This window comes from Burkholderia humptydooensis, from assembly GCF_001513745.1.
Classification (GTDB): Bacteria; Pseudomonadota; Gammaproteobacteria; order Burkholderiales; family Burkholderiaceae; genus Burkholderia; species Burkholderia humptydooensis.
Genome location: NZ_CP013380.1, coordinates 714,490 through 731,115 on the forward strand (window position 1 = coordinate 714,490; position 16,626 = coordinate 731,115).

Below are 16,626 nucleotides of genomic sequence, written 5' to 3' on the forward strand. Positions count from 1 at the left end.
GGTTCCGTGTTGCGGTTTGCCGTCAGTGCAGTCGGCGCCGCGCGCGGCCGGCGCGCCGCGCATCGCTCCTCGCCGCGCGCCATTCCCACGACACCATGAATGCTTCCGCTCCCGCCTCGCTCACCCTCGCACGCCCCGACGACTGGCACCTGCACGTGCGCGACGGCGCGATGCTCGCGGCCGTCCTGCCGCACACTGCCCGCCAGTTCGGCCGCGCGATCGTCATGCCGAACCTGAAGCCGCCCGTCACGACGACCGCTCAAGCGCAGGCGTACCGCGAGCGCATCCTCGCCGCGCTGCCGGCGGGCATGACGTTCGAGCCGCTGATGACGCTGTACCTGACCGACAACACGCCCGCCGACGAGATCCGCCGCGCGCGCGAAAGCGGCTTCGTGCACGGCGTGAAGCTGTATCCGGCGGGCGCGACGACGAACTCGGACGCCGGCGTGACCGATCTGCTCGGCAAATGCGCGAAGACGCTCGAGACGATGCAGGAAGTCGGGATGCCGCTTCTCGTGCACGGCGAGGTGACGGATCCGTCGATCGACCTGTTCGACCGCGAGAAGGTGTTCATCGACCGCGTGATGACCCCGCTGCGCCGCGCGCTGCCGGGGCTCGACGTGGTGTTCGAGCACATCACGACGAAGGACGCGGCCGATTACGTGCGCGACGCCGATGCGGCGTCCGGCCGGATCGGCGCGACGATCACCGCGCACCACCTGCTGTACAACCGCAACGCGATCTTCCTCGGCGGCATCCGCCCGCATTACTACTGCCTGCCGGTGCTCAAGCGCGAGACGCATCGGGTCGCGCTCGTCGAGGCGGCGAGCTCGGGCAATCCGCGCTTCTTCCTCGGCACCGACAGCGCGCCGCATGCGAAGGGCGCGAAAGAGGCCGCGTGCGGCTGCGCGGGCTGCTACACCGCGCTGCACGCGCTCGAGCTGTACGCGGAGGCGTTCGATCAGGCGGGCGCGCTCGACAAGCTCGAAGGCTTCGCGAGCTTCTTCGGCGCGGACTTCTACGGTTTGCCGCGCAGCGCCGAGACGGTGACGTTGCGCCGCGAGACATGGGAGCTGCCGCGCGAGATCGACGCGGGCGCCGGCCCCGTCGTGCCGCTGCGCGGCGGCGAGGCGATCGGCTGGCGGCTCGTCTGACGCTCGCGGCGCGGCGCGGCGGCCGGCCGGGTTGCCGCACGCGGACGGATTCGGTGCCAACGAGATGAGCGAGCAGGACGACACGAGCGCTCGGGGCGCTTGGGACGCCATGAGCGGCGCGCCGCGGCCGACAGGCGTGCACGGCGCGGCCGATCCTCGGCGTCCGGATGCGGCGGGTCTTGCCGACCGGGGGCGCGCGCCGTTCGGCCCGGGTGATCCGCACGGCGGACGCGGGCCGGCGCACCCGGACTGCTCGGCGGCCGATCGCGATCCGGGCGAATCCCGCGAATCCCGTGTGTCTCGTGCTTCGAACCGTTGGCGCGAGTCGCATCCCGACGGTGACGGAACCTGTTTCGACCGAATCGATTGGTCCGCGCCGTGGCTCGCGCCGTTGGCCGATCGCGGCGGGCGATGGGCGCACGCGGCACGGCAGGGCAAAGCGGCATGGCTGCGCATGCTGAACGACGACGCCCGAGCCGGGCGGCTCGCGGCGGGCCGCGGCCAGCCGCTTCGTTTCGTCGAACAGGCGGCGCTGCCGGCGGGCGTCGCGTACGAGACGCACATCGCCGAAACGGGCGCCGTCCCGACCCGCCACAACCTGCACGATTTCTTCAACGCGCTCGTCTGGTTCGCGTACCCAGGCATCAAGGCGGCGCTCAACGCGCGCCAGGCCGCGGCGATCGACGCGACGGGCGTCGGCTCCGTGCGCGGCGGCGTTCGCGACGCCCTCACGCTGCTCGACGAGAACGGCGCGCTCTTCGCGACGTCGGACCCGGCGCTTGCCGCCGCGCTGCGCGGCTTCGACTGGCCGACGCTGATGCGCGCGTCGCGCGACGCGTGGGGTTCGCGCTGCGACGCGCGGATCGTCGGCCATGCGCTGTTCGAAAAGCTCGTCGATCCGTACAAGGGGTGCACCGCGCATGCGTGGATCGTCGACGTGCCGGCCGCGTATTTCGACTGGCGCGACGAGTCGCGCCGCGCCTCGCTCGACGAACGCGTCGCGGCGGCGCTCGCCGCGACCGAGCCCGCGAGCCGCGGCTTCGCGCCGCTGCCGGTGCTCGGCGTGCCCGGCTGGTGGCCGGCGAACGAATCGCCGTCTTTCTACGACGATCCGCAGGTGTTTCGCAGCGGCCGCCGTTCGCGCGCGGGGTGACGCGCGCCGACATGCCCCGCATCGGCCGACCAATGGACGGCGAGCATCGTCGTGCCGGACCGGCAACCACACATGCACTGGCGCACGATCCCCTCGGACCGTCGTTGCAACGAGACCAGGACCATCGCCCCGAGCGAGCGCCGCTTTACGGTGCTAGAATCCCGCTCGCAAAGCAGGCCAGGCAGTCGCGGCCTTCGCGGTTCGCCGCGAAGGGCGAGGAAAGTCCGGACTCCGACAGGGCAGGGTGATGGCTAACGGCCATCCGTGGCGACACGCGGAACAGGGCAACAGAAAGCAAACCGCCGATGGCCCGGCGCAAGCCGGGATCAGGCAAGGGTGAAACGGTGCGGTAAGAGCGCACCGCGGCTGCGGCGACGCAGACCGGCACGGTAACCTCCACCCGGAGCAATTCCAAGTAGGCGGACGCGCATCTTCGGATGCAGGACGGTGCCCCCGTCTCGTTCGCGGGTAGGAAGCTTGAGCGCGTCAGCAATGGCGCGCCTAGAGGAATGGCTGCCACGGGCCGCGCGCCTTCGGGCGCGCGGTTCGCACAGAATCCGGCTTATCGGCCCGCTTTGCCGCCCGATGACAAAGGAAAGGCCGGCGCCCGATGCGGCGCCGGCCTTTTTCCTTTTCTCGACCCGCGCGGCGGGCGACGCGCGTTACGCGGCGACGATCTCGAACGAGTGCGACAGCTCGGCCGTCTTCGCGATCATGATCGACGCCGAACAGTACTTGTCGTGCGACAGGTTGATCGCGCGCTCAACGGTCGCGGGATTCAGGTTGCGGCCCGTCACCGTGAAGTGGAAGTGGACCTTCGTGAACACCTTCGGGTCCTCGCTCGCGCGCTCGGCCTGCAGCGTCACCGAGCAGCCGGTGACTTCCTGGCGGCTCTTCTTGAGGATCAGCACGACGTCATAGGCCGTGCAGCCGCCCGTGCCGGCGAGCACCATCTCCATCGGACGCGGCGCGAGATTGTGCCCGCCGCCTTCGGGCGCGCCATCCATCGTGACGAGGTGGCCGCTGCCCGTCTGGGCGGCGAATGCCATGCCGTCCTGGCCCATCCAGCTTACTTTGCATTCCATGCGCGAGCTCCAGCGTTGCTTGATTCGATTGTGATCCGGCATTGTAGCCCCGCCCGCAACAGTCGGCTGATGCGCCGCAAGACGGGCAAAAACAGCGGCCGATCGCGTATCGCGTCCGGTCCGGGCGGCGCCGATCGCCCTCCGATCTTTAGGGGTTTTGCTCTAGGCGGAAAGTCCATTCGTTCAGGGGTGATTTGTTATCTTATTGATTTAAAAGGAAAAATCCGATTTCTTGGGGATTGGGTAATTTTCCGTATTATGAGAATGCATTTCTCCATGCGGTTTTCCTTGTGCTGTCGACTCCCGGTTCGTATAATGCGAGGCATTGGTTGTCGCGTTGCGGCAACCTCCGCATGTCTCCTCCACCCTCCTCCTTTGGTGGATTAAGCCCGAACCAGCGGTTCGGGCTTTTTTTCGTCCGGTGCAAGCTTGGGCGGCCCGACGGTGGCCGCTTCGCGCCCGCGATGCACGCTTCACCGCAGTCGCGAAACGACGGATGTCGGATTTCTTTGACCACCCAGCTCGAATCCCTTTATAATTCAGGGCTTTTCCGCATCCATGCCCACGGAAAAAGAACAGGGAGAGCCTGCATCGCGCCACGAAGCGCCTGCCAAGAGCAGACAAGCAGGAAAGAACGTTTGGGCATAAGCAATCAATTTTGGATCGATCATGAAGACGTTTTCCGCAAAAGCCCATGAGGTGGCGCGCGAATGGTACGTGATTGACGCGACGGATAAGGTTCTCGGCCGTGTCGCCAGCGAAGTGGCACGCCGTCTGCGCGGCAAGCACAAGCCCGAGTTCACTCCGCACGTCGACACCGGTGATTTCATCATCGTCATCAACGCGAGCAAGCTGAAAGTCACGGGCAACAAGACGCTGGACAAGAAGTATTACCGTCACTCGGGCTACCCGGGCGGCATCTATGAAACGACGTTCGGCAAGATGCAGGAACGCTTCCCGGGCCGCGCGCTCGAGAAGGCGGTCAAGGGCATGCTGCCGAAGGGCCCGCTCGGCTACGCGATGATCAAGAAGCTGAAGGTCTACGCTGAAGCCACGCATCCGCACTCGGCTCAACAGCCGAAGGCGCTCGAGATCTAAGGGGAGCCCACATGATCGGTAACTGGAACTACGGTACGGGCCGCCGCAAGAGCGCAGTCGCTCGTGTCTTCATCAAGGCTGGCAAGGGCGACATCGTCGTCAACGGCAAGCCCATCTCCGACTACTTCTCGCGCGAAACGTCGCTGATGATCGTGCGTCAGCCGCTGGAACTCACGAACCACGCGCAGACGTTCGACATCAAGGTGAACGTGTCGGGCGGCGGCGAAACGGGTCAGGCGGGCGCAGTGCGCCACGGCATCACCCGCGCGCTGATCGACTACGACGCGACGCTGAAGCCGGCTCTGTCGAGCGCAGGCTTCGTCACGCGCGACGCCCGTGAAGTCGAGCGCAAGAAGGTCGGTCTGCACAAGGCACGCCGCGCCAAGCAGTTCTCGAAGCGTTAATCGCTCGTGCTGCACGCCGCCCTCGGGCGGCATCGCTGCAAGAAAAACCGCCAGTTTTCACGCTGGCGGTTTTTTTATGTGCGCGCGGCTTGCGTTGGCGCAACGAATGCGCGAAAAACGGCGGTGCGCACCTTGATTTCGCCTGCGTCAGCACGATCTACGGATCGGTCCTACAATAGCAGGCAATGGTTTTTTGGAGAGTTCGCATGAACGCTGTTACCGAATCCACGGCAACCACCGAGATGCCGGCTCCGTTCGTCTTCACCGACGCGGCGGCCGACAAGGTCAAGCAACTGATCGACGAAGAGGGCAACCCCGACCTCAAGCTGCGCGTATTCGTGCAAGGCGGCGGCTGCTCCGGCTTCCAGTATGGCTTCACGTTCGATGAGGAAGTCAACGAGGACGATACCGTGCTCAACAAGAACGGTGTCGTGCTGCTCGTCGACGCCATGAGCTATCAGTATCTCGTCGGCGCCGAGATCGACTACAAGGACGATCTGAACGGCGCGCAGTTCGTCATCAAGAACCCGAACGCCACCTCGACCTGCGGTTGCGGCTCGTCGTTCTCGGTCTGAGCGCACGCACACTCGACAAAAACGGGGCTCGATACCCCGTTTTTTTGTGTCCGGACGAAGCCGGCGCGTCGCGCTTCGGATTGAGGGCCTTCGTTCTTTCGTCCGTTCGCCGTTTCGTTCGCTCATGCCGCACGCACGCCGATCTCCTGCATCGTGCCGGCCGCGTCGCTCGCACGCGCGAGCCAATCGGTCGGCGCTTGTCCCGTGCATTGCGCGAACGCGCGCGTCAGCGCGCTCGCGCTGCCGTAGCCGACTTCCGGCGCGATTTCCTTGACCGCATAGCCGCGCCTGAGCAGCGTCTTCGCGAGCCCGACGCGCCATTGCAGCAGGTATTCGCCCGGCGGCAGGCCGACTGTGTCCGTGAAGTGCGCGGCGAACCGCGAGCGCGACATGCCGGCGATCGCGGCCATCCGCTCGAGCGGCCATGACAGGGCCGGGTCCGCGTGCATCGCATTCAGCGCCTTCGCGAGCCGTGCGTCGGACAGCCCGGCGAGTGATCCGCTCGCCACCAGCCGGTTGCGCATCACGAAGCGCAGCAATTGCACGACGAGCACTTCGGTCAGGCGGTTGATCACCGTGTCGTGCCCGCATGCGGGCGCGCTCGCCTCGGCGAACAGCGCCTGCTGGACGCCGTCGAGCGGCGACATCGACGCGAGCGGAATCGCGAGCAGATCGGGCAGGCCGCGCAACAGCGGGTTCTCGTCGCCGAGCCCGAACTCGATCGTCGCGGACAAGACCTCGGCGGGCGTGTTGCCGCGCGCCTCGATCCGGTACTTGCCGGGCCGCCCGATGAAGACCGCGCTCGGCTCGGGCACCGCGTGAAGGCCAAGCGCGCCGCCCGTCACGCAGACGGCGCCCGTGCGCACCAGGTGCATGTGGAAACCGTCCTCGCAGATGTCGAACGTCGACGCGCCGGGCAGCATGCCGAAGTGGAACACGCGGGCGTGCAGCTCGAAACGGGCGAGAAGGCCCTTCAGGCGATCGCTCATGAGACGATTGGTCAAGTAATTGGGATTTATCGACGCATATTGTCTCAGTGCGTGCGCTACATTGGCAACTCCGCTCACCGTCCCGCATGACAAGGAGGACCCAGTCGATGATCCGATTCTTCTATCACCCGTCGCCGAATCCGGCCAAGGTCGCGCTGTTCCTCGAGGAGGCTGGCGTGCCGTACGAGCTCGTGCCTGTCGATACCCGCAAGGGCGAGCAGCACAGCGACGCGTACAAGGCGATCAATCCGAACGCGAAGACGCCCGCGATCGCCGATGGCGACGCGACCGTGTTCGACAGCAACGCGATCCTGCTGTATCTCGCCGAGAAAACCGGCCGGTTCCTGCCGGACGATACACCCGCCGCGCGCGGCGAGCTGCTGTCGTGGCTGATGTTCGTCGCGACGGGGATCGGCCCGTACTGCGGGCAGGCGGTCCATTTCAAGTATTTCGCGCCGGAGCCGAAGGCGTACGCGGCGAACCGCTACGACTTCGAGGCGTGGCGCCACTGGCGCATCGTCGACGAGCGCCTCGCCGGCCGCCGCTACATGGTCGGCGACCGCTACACGATCGCCGACATGGCGGTGTGGGGCTGGGCGCAGGCGATTCCGCGCGTGCTGGGCGACGATGCGTGGGCGCAGTTGCCGAACGTGAAGCGTCTCGTCGACGAGATCAATGCGCGTCCGGCCGCGCAGCGCGCCGATGCGCTGAAGACGCGCCACGCGTTCAAGCTGGAGTTCGACGACGAGGCGCGCCGCGTGCTGTTCCCGCAGAACGCACGGCTCGCCGCCACGTCCGGGGCGGGGGCCTGACGCGATGATCGACCTCTACTACTGGACGACGCCGAACGGCCACAAGATCACGATGTTCCTGGAGGAGGCCGGCTTGCCGTACCGGATCGTGCCGGTGAACATCGGCCGCGGCGAGCAATTCGAGCCGGATTTCCTGCGCATCGCGCCGAACAACCGGATTCCGGCGCTCGTCGACTCTGCGCCCGCCGACGGCGGCGAGCCGCTGTCGATCTTCGAATCCGGCGCGATCCTGCTGTATCTCGCGGACAAGATCGGGCGCTTCATTCCGGCCGACCTGCGCGGCCGCAACGAGGCGCTGCAGTGGCTCTTCTGGCAGATGGGCGGGCTCGGCCCGATGGCGGGGCAGAACCATCACTTCGTGCAGTACGCGCCCGAGCCGCTGCCGTACGCGATCGAGCGGTACGTGAAGGAAACGTCGCGGCTGTACGGCGTGCTGAACAAGCATCTGTCGGACGGGCGCGACTACATCGCCGGCGAGTATTCGATCGCCGACATGGCGAGCTATCCGTGGATCGTGCCGCACGAGCGGCAGCGGCAGCGCCTCGAGGATTTTCCGTTCCTGGCCGCCTGGTTCGCGCGGATCGCCGAACGGCCGGCCACCGTGCGCGCCTACGCGCGGGCGAAGGAGATCAACACGGCGCCGACGGTCGATCAGCAATCGCGCAGCGTGTTGTTCGGGCAGGACGCGAGCACGGTCCGCTGACGCGGCCGGTGCCGGTGGGCTGCGGCTTCGCCGCCGTGCGCGCCGGGCTGTGCGGTGCGCGCGGGCGGGCTTCGGCCGGGCCGCCGCTTCAGCGCGGGTAGAGCGCGCCCAGCACGCGCTCGCCCGCCGCGCCCGTGACGGCCGACACGTTGCCCGGCGCGCGCGCGTTGAAGCGGTACGCGAGCCAGGCGAACGCGAGCGATTCGACCTGCTGCGGCGGCACGCCGAGCGCGGCCGTCGTGGCGACGGGCGCGTCGAGCCCGCGCGCCGCGAGCGCCGTCGCGAGCGCGTCGAGCAGCACCGGGTTGCGCGCGCCGCCGCCGCACACGTAGACGGCCCGGCAGTCGCCCGCATGCCGCGCGATCTCGTCTGCGACGCTCGCCGCAGTCAGCGCGGTGAGCGTCGCCTGCACGTCCTCCGGCGCGAGGCCCGGAAAACCGGCGAGCTTCACGTCCAGCCAGTCGGTGTTGAAGAGGTCGCGCCCGGTGCTTTTCGGCGCGCTCTGCCGGAAGTACGGCTCGTCGAGAAGCGCGGCGAGGAGCGCTTCGTCGACCGTGCCGCGCGCCGCGAAGCGCCCGCCGTCGTCGAACGGCTGCTTCAGGTGGCGGCCCGCCCATGCGTCGATCAGCGCGTTCGCCGGGCCGCAATCGTGGCCGCGCACCGCGTCGCCCCGTTCGTCCCGCCCGCCGCGCGCGGCGGGCAGGATCGTGATGTTGCTGATGCCGCCCAGGTTGCAGACGACGCGTGTCTCGTCGGGCGAGCCGAACACCGTCGCGTGGAACGCCGGCACGAGCGGCGCGCCCTGGCCGCCCGCGGCGACGTCGCGGCTGCGGAAATCGGCGATCACGTCGATGCGGGTCAGCTCGGCGAGCAGCGCCGCGTTGTTGATCTGCCGCGTGTAGCCGCGCTCGGGCCGGTGGCGCACCGTCTGGCCGTGCACGCCGAGCGCGCGCACGTCGTCGGGCGAAAGGCCCGCCGCGCGCAGCAGCTCGTGGCAGCACACCGCGTAGCGCGCGGCGAGCGCGTTCGCGGCGAGCGCCTCGCGCTCGATCTCGTCGTCGCCCGGCTGTTGCAGCGCGAAGAGGGCGTCGCGCAGCGTGTCGGCGAAGCCGACGAACGCCTCGGACAGCACGGCGGGCGGCTTGCCCGCCTCGAAGCGCACGGCGACGCCGTCGACGCCGTCCATGCTCGTGCCCGACATCAGGCCGAAATACACGCCATCCGCGGGATGGCCGGGTTGCATGCGATTGGACGCCACGTTGATTGCTCCGGAATCGAGATGGGGCGCGCGCGGAAGGCCCGCCGCGCGCCGTCGTCGCCGATTATCCGCGCATGCGGGCGCGCCGTTAAGCGGTCCGCGCGCAACTTATGGGAAAATTGCTCTTTTTGCGATATTCCTTCCTCTTGCACCGATGAGCACCGATCCCACTTCCAAGCCCGCCTTCCCGATCACCGATGAAGTCCGCCACGCGCTCGCCGTCACGAAGCGCGGCGTCGACGAGCTGCTGATCGAGGAAGAGTTCGCGCAGAAGCTCGCGAGAAGCGCGGCGACGGGCAAGCCGCTGCGCATCAAGCTGGGCCTCGATCCGACGGCGCCCGACATCCACCTCGGCCATACGGTCGTGCTGAACAAGATGCGCCAGTTGCAGGATCTCGGCCATACGGTGATTTTCCTGATCGGCGATTTCACGTCGCTGATCGGCGATCCGTCGGGCCGCAACGCGACGCGCCCGCCGCTCACGCGCGAGCAGATCGAATCGAACGCGAAGACCTATTTCGAGCAGGCCGCGCTCGTGCTCGACCGCGAGAAGACCGAGATCCGCTACAACAGCGAATGGTCGATGCCGCTCGGCGCGGACGGGATGATCAAGCTCGCGTCGCGCTACACGGTCGCGCGGATGCTCGAGCGCGAGGATTTCACGAAGCGCTTCCAGGGCGGCATCCCGATCTCGATCCATGAATTCCTGTATCCGCTGATGCAAGGCTACGACTCGGTCGCGCTGAACGCCGATCTCGAGCTCGGCGGCACCGACCAGAAATTCAACCTGCTCGTCGGCCGCGAGCTGCAGAAGCAGTACGGCCAGGAGCAGCAGTGCATCCTGACGATGCCGCTGCTCGAAGGGCTCGACGGCGTCGAGAAGATGTCGAAATCGAAGGGCAACTACGTCGGCATCAGCGAGAAGCCGAACGACATGTTCGGCAAGCTGATGAGCATCTCGGACGTGCTGATGTGGCGCTACTTCGAGCTCCTGTCCTTCCGCAGCCTCGACGAGATCGCGCAGTTCCGCGGCGCAATCGAAGGCGGGCGCAATCCGCGCGACTTCAAGGTGATGCTCGCGCAGGAGATCGTCGCGCGCTTCCATTCGCAGACCGACGCCGAACGCGCGCTCGAGGACTTCAATCACCGCGCGAAGGGCGGCGTGCCCGACGACATCCCGAGCGTGACGCTCGCCGGCGCGCCGCTCGCGATCGGCCAGTTGCTGAAGCAGGCGGGGCTCGTGCCGTCGACGAGCGAGGCGCTGCGCAACATCGAGCAGGGCGGCGTGAAGATTGACGGCGCGACGGTGTCCGACAAGGCGCTGAAGGTCGATGCGGGCGAGTTCGTCGTGCAGGTCGGCAAGCGCCGCTTCGCGCGCGTGACGCTCACCGCATGATCGCGCTGATCCAGCGCGTGAAGCGCGCTGACGTGCGTGTCGGCGAGCGTGTGACGGGCGAGATCGGCCCGGGCCTGCTCGCGCTCGTCTGCGCGGAGCGCGGCGACACCGAGGCCGCCGCCGACAAGCTGCTCGCGAAGGTGCTCGGCTACCGCGTGTTCAGCGACGCGGCGGGCAAGATGAACCTGCCTGTGTCGAACCTCGACGGCGCGGGACGCGCGGGCGGCCTGCTGCTCGTGTCGCAGTTCACGCTCGCCGCCGACACGAACAGCGGCCTGCGCCCGAGCTTCACGCCGGCCGCGCCGCCCGACGAGGGCGCGCGCCTGTTCGACTATTTCGTGCGCCAGGCTCGCGAGCGTCACCCGATCGTCGCGACAGGCGAGTTCGGCGCCGACATGCAGGTGTCGCTCGTCAACGACGGCCCCGTGACGTTCTGGTTGCAGGCACGCCCCTGATGCGCCCTTGACGCTTCGATTCGAGACCGCACCGATGCCCACGACGCAGATCCTCTTCATTCGCCACGGCGAGACGGCCTGGAACCGCATCAAGCGGATTCAAGGCCACATCGACATTCCGCTTGCCGACACGGGGCTCGCGCAGGCGCGGCGACTGGCCGGGCGGCTCGCGCGGGAGGCGCTCGCCGGCGCGCGGATCGATGCGATTTATACGAGCGATTTGTTGCGCGCGCGGCAGACCGCGCAGCCGGCAGCCGACGCGCTCGGCCTGCCGCTCATGCTGCGGGAGGGGCTTCGCGAGCGTGCGTACGGTGTGTTCCAGGGGCACGACAGCACCGAGATCGAGGCGCGCTTTCCCGACGCGTTCGCGCAGTGGCAGACGCGCGACCCGGGCTTCGAGCCGGAAGGCGGCGAGTCACACCGCGCGTTCTATCATCGCGTGCTGCACGAGGTCGAGCGGATCGTCGCCGCGCATCCGGGCGGGCGCATCGCTTGCGTCGCGCACGGCGGCGTGCTCGACTGCGTGTACCGGTTCGCGAGCGATTTGCCGCTCGACGCGCCGCGCAAGCATGCGCTGCTGAATACGAGCGTCAATATCGTCGATTACGACGATGGCCGCGCGCGCGTCGTGCGCTGGGCCGACGTCGATCACCTGAACGAAGCGAGCGACGACGACGGTTATCGGCAGGTGCTGTGACGATCGGCGCGTCGCCGCGCGGCTGGCGGCGCGTGCGCGCGTGAGCGCGGCCGATGGGCGGGCGCGGCCACGTGGCGATCGCGCCGCGTCAGTGCAGCCCGTGGCGTGACCGGTAATCGAGCGCATACGCGATCTTGCCCGGCTTGTCGGCCGTGATCGGCTGGCGCAGCTTGTCGAATTCCCCCTTGCTGTATTTCTTGCCCCCGTTGATCTGGTCGGCGCGGCCGAGGTCCGCGCCCGTCTTGCCGTCGATTACAGGATCGGTCGAGGCGACCATCCGCGCCGACGCGTTCCATACCGCATTCAGATAGCCCGTATCGGCCTTCGCCGGATCGGGATCGGTCGCGCCCGCGCGCGCGAGGTCGTAGCCGGCGAGCGAGAACGTTTCCGGCTGCTGCCGCAGCCAGTCGGCCCAGTAGAACTCGAGATAGTCGGTTGCTTGCGCGGGCTTCGCGTAGCCGATGTCGCGCGTGAAATAGACGAGCGACCGGTAGCGGTCGTCCTGCATGCCGAGCTTCAGGCCAAGGCCGGCGGGCAACTGGTCCGGCGCGATCGGCCGGCCGTTCCCGTCCTTCAGGCGCGTGTAGCCGCGGCTTTGCATCTGCTGCCAGAACGCCGGGCCCGAGTAGTCGCCGAGGTTGTCCTTGACGACGACGTGCACGCGCAGCGCCGCGCCGCCGTCGGGCGTCTCGTAATAGGTCGACAGTCCGTGGTGGCCGTCCGTCACGTACAGCGTGTCGCCGTTCGGCCCGATCACGACGGGATTGAGCACGGTGCGATCGCGCGCGCCGGCGCTCGTCGCGCACGCGTAGCTCGCCGCGTCGCGCAGCGTCGATTGCGCGGTGTAGCCGTCCGGCGCGATGCCGCCGAGCCCTTCGTCCGCGCAGAAATCGTCGAACTTCCTGTCGGGCTGCCGCTCGTAGCGGCCGAGCTTGTAATGGATCTGGTCGTAGCCGAGCGCGCCTTGCGTCGGATGCAGCTCGCCGAGCGCGACGTCGAGCATGTCGCCCGTGCGCGCGTTCTTCCATTTGCCCGGCGCGGGAGCGGGCGTCGGCGGCGGGGTGTCGGCGTTCGATCCGGCATTCGTCGTATTGCCCGGCGCGGGGCCGGCGGCGCCGGCGTCGACGGCGGCAGGCGGGGAAACGGGCGCGGTGCCGTCGCCGCCGCAGGCGGCGAGCGCGGCGACGAACGGGAACGCGGCAGCGGCGAGGCGGAAGATCGGACGCGGCATGGGCGATGGGAATCGAAGAGGGTTCGAGGGTGGCGGCGCGCGATCGACGCGCGAGCGCGGACCCGTCAGCATCGCGAATCAATGTGACAGGTATTTGAAATGAATTGGACAGGTTTGGCTACGTGCCGCTGCGGTCCGGCTGCTCGGGCCGGGCGGCGACGCGCCGGCGCGCGCGCTTCGATACGCCGTTGACGAGCGCCCAGCGGATCACGGGCGCGACGATACGCACGCCCGGCCGAACGAGTGCGCGGCGCACCGGCGCGAGCGACGACAGGCCGAGCATGTGCTGCGCCCATGCGGGCAGCAGATCGACGCCGGCGTTGAACAGCAGCGCGGCGGCGGGGCGCATCGCCGGCTTCGGGACGGGCACGTTCATCAGTATCCGCACCACCTCGCGCGTGCGCTCGCTCGCCTCGAGCTCGGCGCGCATCGCGGCGAAGTACGCGGCGACGTCCGCGCGCGTCTTCGGGACGTGCGCCGCGCCGAGCATCTCGGCGACGCGCGCGGTTTCCGCGTAGTAGCGGTCCTGATCGGCGCCCGACAGCCGCGGGTTCACGTAGCGCAGGTGCGCGGCGAGAAAGCTCGACACCTCGGCGACGTGCACCCATGTGAGCAGCGCGGGGTCGGCCGCGCGATACGGACGGCCGTCGAGCCCCATGCCGGTGACGGTCTCGTGGATCGCCTTCACGCGCTCGATCAGCTTCAGCGCGTCGGCGCGGCTGCCGTACGTCGTGCCGGCGATGAACGTCGCGGTGCGGCGCAGGCGGCCGAGGATGTCGGTGCGGAACGTCGAATGGTCCCATACGCCCGCGAGCGCGAGCGGATGCAGCGCCTGCAGTAGCAGCGCGGAGATGCCGCCCGTCATCATCGACGTGAAATCGGCGTGCACTTTCCAGCACACCGCGTCGGGGCCGAAGAGGCCGGGGTCGCCCGGCGGCGACGAGTAGTCGAGCGACGGGCCGCCGCTACCCGTCGTCAGATGCGTGACGCCGCCCGCGACGCGCGCTCGCACGCGTTCGACGAGCGGACGTCCGAGCGGCGTGCGTGCGGGGCGGTCGTGTAATGGGGCGGACATCGGTCGGCTCGTCGGGGCAGGGGGCGTCAGCGCCCGGCCTCGGGCGTATCCCAGAGATTGTGCACGGGGCTCGCGGCATCGGGCGCGGCGAGCCCGAAATGCCGGTACGTGAGGAGCGTCGCGACGCGGCCGCGCGGCGTGCGCTGCAGGAAGCCCTGCTGGATGAGGTACGGCTCGAGCACGTCCTCGATCGTGTCGCGTTCCTCGCCGATCGCGGCGGCGAGGTTGTCGACGCCGACCGGCCCGCCGTCGAACTTGTGCAGGATCGCCTCGAGCAGCTTGCGGTCCATCAGGTCGAAGCCGACCGGATCGACGTCGAGCATCGCGAGCGCGGCGTCCGCGACGGCCGCGGTGATGTTGCCGTCCGCCTTCACTTCCGCGTAGTCGCGCACGCGGCGCAGCAGGCGGTTTGCGATCCGCGGCGTGCCGCGCGAGCGTTTCGCGATTTCGAGCGCGCCGGCCGGATCGATCTGTGCGTTCAGCAGCGCAGCCGAGCGGCGCACGATGCGCGACAACTGCTCGGCGTCGTAGAACTCGAGCCGCGCGACGATGCCGAAGCGGTCGCGCAGCGGATTGGTCAGCATGCCCGCGCGCGTCGTTGCGCCGACGAGCGTGAACGGCTGCAGGTCGAGCTTCACGCTGCGCGCGGCCGGCCCCTCGCCGATCATGATGTCGATCTGGTAATCCTCGAGCGCCGGATACAGGATTTCCTCGACGACAGGCGACAGGCGGTGGATCTCGTCGATGAAGAGGACGTCGTTCGCTTCGAGGTTCGTGAGGAGCGCGGCGAGATCGCCCGCGCGCTCAAGCACGGGGCCGGACGTCTGGCGCAGGTTCACGCCCATTTCGCGCGCGATGATGTGCGCGAGCGTCGTCTTGCCGAGGCCCGGCGGGCCGAACAGCAGCACGTGGTCGAGCGCTTCGGCGCGGCGCTTCGCGGCTTCGATGAAGATTTCGAGCTGATCGCGCACCTTCTCCTGGCCGACGTATTCGTCGAGCTGGCGCGGGCGCAGCGCGCGTTCGAAAGCCTCTTCGTGCGAAGACGCGGGCGTGGCGGCAATGATCCGCTCGGCGGCGAGTTTGTCGGTTTCGATCATGCGGCCATTGTACCGCGCGGCGTGCTCCGGCCAACCTGGCCGAACGGCCGAGTCGCGGCGCGGCGCCCGGCATGCGAAGCTGTCTTCGACGACGCGCCGTTACGCCTTCGACAGCGCCTTGAGCGACAGCTTGATGCCTTCGGACACGCCGGTGCCGGCCGGCACGTTCTTGATCGCGGCAAGCGCTTCCTTTTCCGAGTAGCCGAGCGCGAGGAGCGCGTTGAGGATGTCGGCCGCGTGATCGGACGGCGAGGCCGCGCCGGCGAGCGGGCCGAGATCGGCGCCGAGCTTGCCCTTCAGTTCGAGGAGCAGGCGCTCGGCTGTCTTCTTGCCGATGCCCGGCACGCGGGTCAAGCGCGCGGCGTCCTGCAGCGTGACCGCTTGCGACAGCTCCGCGACGCTCATGCCGGACAGCACGGCGAGCGCCATCCGCGCGCCGACGCCCGTGATCTTGAGCAGCTCGCGGAACGTCGAACGCTCCTGCGGCGTGAGAAAGCCGTACAGCAGGTGCGCGTCCTCGCGGACGATCAGTTGCGTCAGCAGCATGACCTTCTCGCCCGTGTGCGGCAGGTTGTAGAACGTGCTCATCGGCACGTCGACTTCGTAGCCGACGCCGTTGCAGTCGACGAGGAGGTGCGGAGGATTCTTTTCGAGGAGGGTGCCGGCGATGCGACCGATCATGGCGAGTGCGGGACGGAACGGAAAGCGCGAGTGTAGCGCACGGCGGCGCGCGCCACGCAAACGCGTGTCACCCGACGAGCCGTCCGCGCCGCACGCGCAGCCCCTTCTTCGCGAGCGCGGGTGCGATGCCGCCGAGCGTGTTCAGCGTGTCGCCGCCGTGCGCGTGGCAGATCGCCATTCCGAGCGCGTCGGCCGCGTCGGTGCCGGGCAGGCCGGACAGGCTCAGCAGGCGTGCGACCATCTCCTGCATCTGCTCTTTCGTCGCGCGGCCGTAGCCGACCACCGCCTGCTTGAGCTGCAGCGCCGTGTACTCGGCCACGGGCAGGCGGCCCGACACGAGCCCACAGATCGCGGCGCCGCGCGCCTGGCCGAGGAGCAGCGTCGATTGCGGGTTGACGTTGACGAACACTTTTTCGATCGCAGCCTGATCGGGCGCGTGCTCGCGGATCAGCGTCGAGATGCCGTCGTAGATCGTGCCGAGCCGCGTGGGCAGGTCGGCGGTGGGCGTCTTGATCACGCCGCTTGCGACGTACGCGAGCCGATGGCCGCTGACGTCGATCACGCCGAAGCCCGTGACACGCAAGCCGGGGTCGATGCCGAGGATTCGCATGGAGAAACGGAAAGACTGACTGCGACCGATACTACACGAATGACGCCGAAACCCGGCGAAAGCGGGGGCGGGATTACGGCGCGCCGCTCACGGCGATCGGGGCTCGGCCCGACCAACGATCGCCGCATCACGCACCGCCGCCACGCGGCCGAT

General features: G+C 68.5%; 20 protein-coding genes and 1 other RNA gene. 12 read left to right on the forward strand and 9 right to left on the reverse strand.

The genetic code is table 11. The features are described from left to right. The first annotated feature begins 95 nt into the window (after positions 1–95). The 3 genes from pyrC to rnpB all read left to right on the forward strand — a co-directional run bounded on the left by pyrC (position 96) and on the right by rnpB (position 2,888). Positions 96–1,154 carry a dihydroorotase gene (gene pyrC, locus AQ610_RS03325; protein WP_006025274.1) on the forward strand — a complete coding sequence of 353 codons (1,059 nt, stop codon included), beginning with the start codon at positions 96–98 and terminating at the stop codon, positions 1,152–1,154. Positions 1,155–1,218: 64 nt separating this feature from the next. After that, the gene (locus AQ610_RS03330) at positions 1,219–2,307 is read left to right on the forward strand and encodes a DUF3025 domain-containing protein (RefSeq protein WP_231748944.1); all 1,089 of its coding nucleotides are present in this window, start codon (positions 1,219–1,221) and stop codon (positions 2,305–2,307) included. A 169-nt stretch (positions 2,308–2,476) separates the two neighbouring features. Next, an RNA gene (rnpB, locus tag AQ610_RS03335) (RNase P RNA component class A) lies at positions 2,477–2,888 on the forward strand. A gap of 81 nt (positions 2,889–2,969) precedes the next feature. Here rnpB and AQ610_RS03340 read toward each other — a convergent pair. Both AQ610_RS03340 and AQ610_RS37895 read right to left on the reverse strand, forming a co-directional pair. Continuing rightward, positions 2,970–3,392, reverse strand: coding sequence for an OsmC family protein (locus AQ610_RS03340; RefSeq protein WP_009913569.1), 423 nt, complete (start codon positions 3,390–3,392; stop codon positions 2,970–2,972). A gap of 539 nt (positions 3,393–3,931) precedes the next feature. After that, on the reverse strand, positions 3,932–4,063 hold the full coding sequence (locus AQ610_RS37895) for a hypothetical protein (RefSeq protein ID WP_257721673.1): 132 nt from the start codon (positions 4,061–4,063) through the stop codon (positions 3,932–3,934). Here AQ610_RS37895 and rplM point away from each other — a divergent pair. The 3 genes from rplM to erpA all read left to right on the forward strand — a co-directional run bounded on the left by rplM (position 4,062) and on the right by erpA (position 5,469). Continuing rightward, positions 4,062–4,490 carry a 50S ribosomal protein L13 gene (rplM, locus tag AQ610_RS03345; protein ID WP_006025277.1) on the forward strand — a complete coding sequence of 143 codons (429 nt, stop codon included), beginning with the start codon at positions 4,062–4,064 and terminating at the stop codon, positions 4,488–4,490. The genes AQ610_RS37895 and rplM overlap by 2 nt on opposite strands. An 11-nt stretch (positions 4,491–4,501) precedes the next feature. Then, on the forward strand, positions 4,502–4,894 hold the full coding sequence (gene rpsI / locus AQ610_RS03350; protein WP_006025278.1) for a 30S ribosomal protein S9: 393 nt from the start codon (positions 4,502–4,504) through the stop codon (positions 4,892–4,894). 206 nt (positions 4,895–5,100) lie between these two features. Continuing rightward, a complete protein-coding gene (gene erpA, locus AQ610_RS03355) occupies positions 5,101–5,469 on the forward strand; it encodes an iron-sulfur cluster insertion protein ErpA (RefSeq protein WP_009913567.1) in 369 nt (122 codons plus the stop codon). Positions 5,470–5,591: 122 nt separating this feature from the next. Here erpA and AQ610_RS03360 read toward each other — a convergent pair whose 3' ends face one another. Further along, the gene (locus AQ610_RS03360; RefSeq protein WP_006025280.1) at positions 5,592–6,458 is read right to left on the reverse strand and encodes an AraC family transcriptional regulator; all 867 of its coding nucleotides are present in this window, start codon (positions 6,456–6,458) and stop codon (positions 5,592–5,594) included. A gap of 107 nt (positions 6,459–6,565) precedes the next feature. Between AQ610_RS03360 and AQ610_RS03365 the strand changes: the two genes are divergently transcribed. Both AQ610_RS03365 and AQ610_RS03370 read left to right on the forward strand, forming a co-directional pair. After that, entirely contained in the window at positions 6,566–7,270 is a 705-nt protein-coding gene (locus AQ610_RS03365; RefSeq protein WP_006025281.1) for a glutathione S-transferase family protein, read from the forward strand. A 4-nt stretch (positions 7,271–7,274) separates the two neighbouring features. Beyond that, positions 7,275–7,973 (forward strand): glutathione S-transferase N-terminal domain-containing protein, encoded by a 699-nt coding sequence (locus tag AQ610_RS03370; protein ID WP_006025282.1) that lies wholly within the window; start codon positions 7,275–7,277, stop codon positions 7,971–7,973. Between the two features lie 88 nt (positions 7,974–8,061). Here the strand turns inward: AQ610_RS03370 and AQ610_RS03375 are convergent, their stop codons facing one another. After that, entirely contained in the window at positions 8,062–9,216 is a 1,155-nt protein-coding gene (locus AQ610_RS03375) for an anhydro-N-acetylmuramic acid kinase (RefSeq protein WP_015601450.1), read from the reverse strand. Between AQ610_RS03375 and AQ610_RS38020 the strand changes: the two genes are divergently transcribed. From AQ610_RS38020 to AQ610_RS03390, 4 genes are read left to right on the forward strand one after another with little or no spacing between them, the layout of a single operon-like run. Continuing rightward, positions 9,202–9,432 carry a hypothetical protein gene (locus AQ610_RS38020; RefSeq protein ID WP_006025284.1) on the forward strand — a complete coding sequence of 77 codons (231 nt, stop codon included), beginning with the start codon at positions 9,202–9,204 and terminating at the stop codon, positions 9,430–9,432. The genes AQ610_RS03375 and AQ610_RS38020 overlap by 15 nt on opposite strands. After that, the gene (gene tyrS / locus AQ610_RS03380) at positions 9,386–10,627 is read left to right on the forward strand and encodes a tyrosine--tRNA ligase (RefSeq protein WP_006025285.1); all 1,242 of its coding nucleotides are present in this window, start codon (positions 9,386–9,388) and stop codon (positions 10,625–10,627) included. The genes AQ610_RS38020 and tyrS overlap by 47 nt, the downstream gene beginning before the upstream one ends. Next, a complete protein-coding gene (gene dtd / locus AQ610_RS03385; protein ID WP_006025286.1) occupies positions 10,624–11,082 on the forward strand; it encodes a D-aminoacyl-tRNA deacylase in 459 nt (152 codons plus the stop codon). Before tyrS ends, dtd begins: the two co-directional genes overlap by 4 nt. A gap of 34 nt (positions 11,083–11,116) precedes the next feature. Further along, positions 11,117–11,779 (forward strand): histidine phosphatase family protein, encoded by a 663-nt coding sequence (locus tag AQ610_RS03390; protein ID WP_006025287.1) that lies wholly within the window; start codon positions 11,117–11,119, stop codon positions 11,777–11,779. Between the two features lie 88 nt (positions 11,780–11,867). Here AQ610_RS03390 and AQ610_RS03395 read toward each other — a convergent pair whose 3' ends face one another. The 5 genes from AQ610_RS03395 to ruvC form a co-directional block, all read right to left on the reverse strand. Then, positions 11,868–13,010 carry a ParB/Srx family N-terminal domain-containing protein gene (locus AQ610_RS03395; RefSeq protein ID WP_006025288.1) on the reverse strand — a complete coding sequence of 381 codons (1,143 nt, stop codon included), beginning with the start codon at positions 13,008–13,010 and terminating at the stop codon, positions 11,868–11,870. Between the two features lie 118 nt (positions 13,011–13,128). Then, the gene (locus AQ610_RS03400) at positions 13,129–14,085 is read right to left on the reverse strand and encodes an oxygenase MpaB family protein (RefSeq protein WP_009913562.1); all 957 of its coding nucleotides are present in this window, start codon (positions 14,083–14,085) and stop codon (positions 13,129–13,131) included. A gap of 26 nt (positions 14,086–14,111) precedes the next feature. Beyond that, positions 14,112–15,182, reverse strand: a complete 1,071-nt coding sequence (gene ruvB, locus AQ610_RS03405) for a Holliday junction branch migration DNA helicase RuvB (protein ID WP_006025290.1) — start codon at positions 15,180–15,182, stop codon at positions 14,112–14,114. A gap of 99 nt (positions 15,183–15,281) precedes the next feature. Beyond that, positions 15,282–15,863 carry a Holliday junction branch migration protein RuvA gene (ruvA, locus tag AQ610_RS03410; protein ID WP_006025291.1) on the reverse strand — a complete coding sequence of 194 codons (582 nt, stop codon included), beginning with the start codon at positions 15,861–15,863 and terminating at the stop codon, positions 15,282–15,284. Between the two features lie 67 nt (positions 15,864–15,930). Further along, the gene (gene ruvC, locus AQ610_RS03415) at positions 15,931–16,473 is read right to left on the reverse strand and encodes a crossover junction endodeoxyribonuclease RuvC (protein WP_009913561.1); all 543 of its coding nucleotides are present in this window, start codon (positions 16,471–16,473) and stop codon (positions 15,931–15,933) included. Between the last annotated feature and the right edge of the window lie 153 nt (positions 16,474–16,626).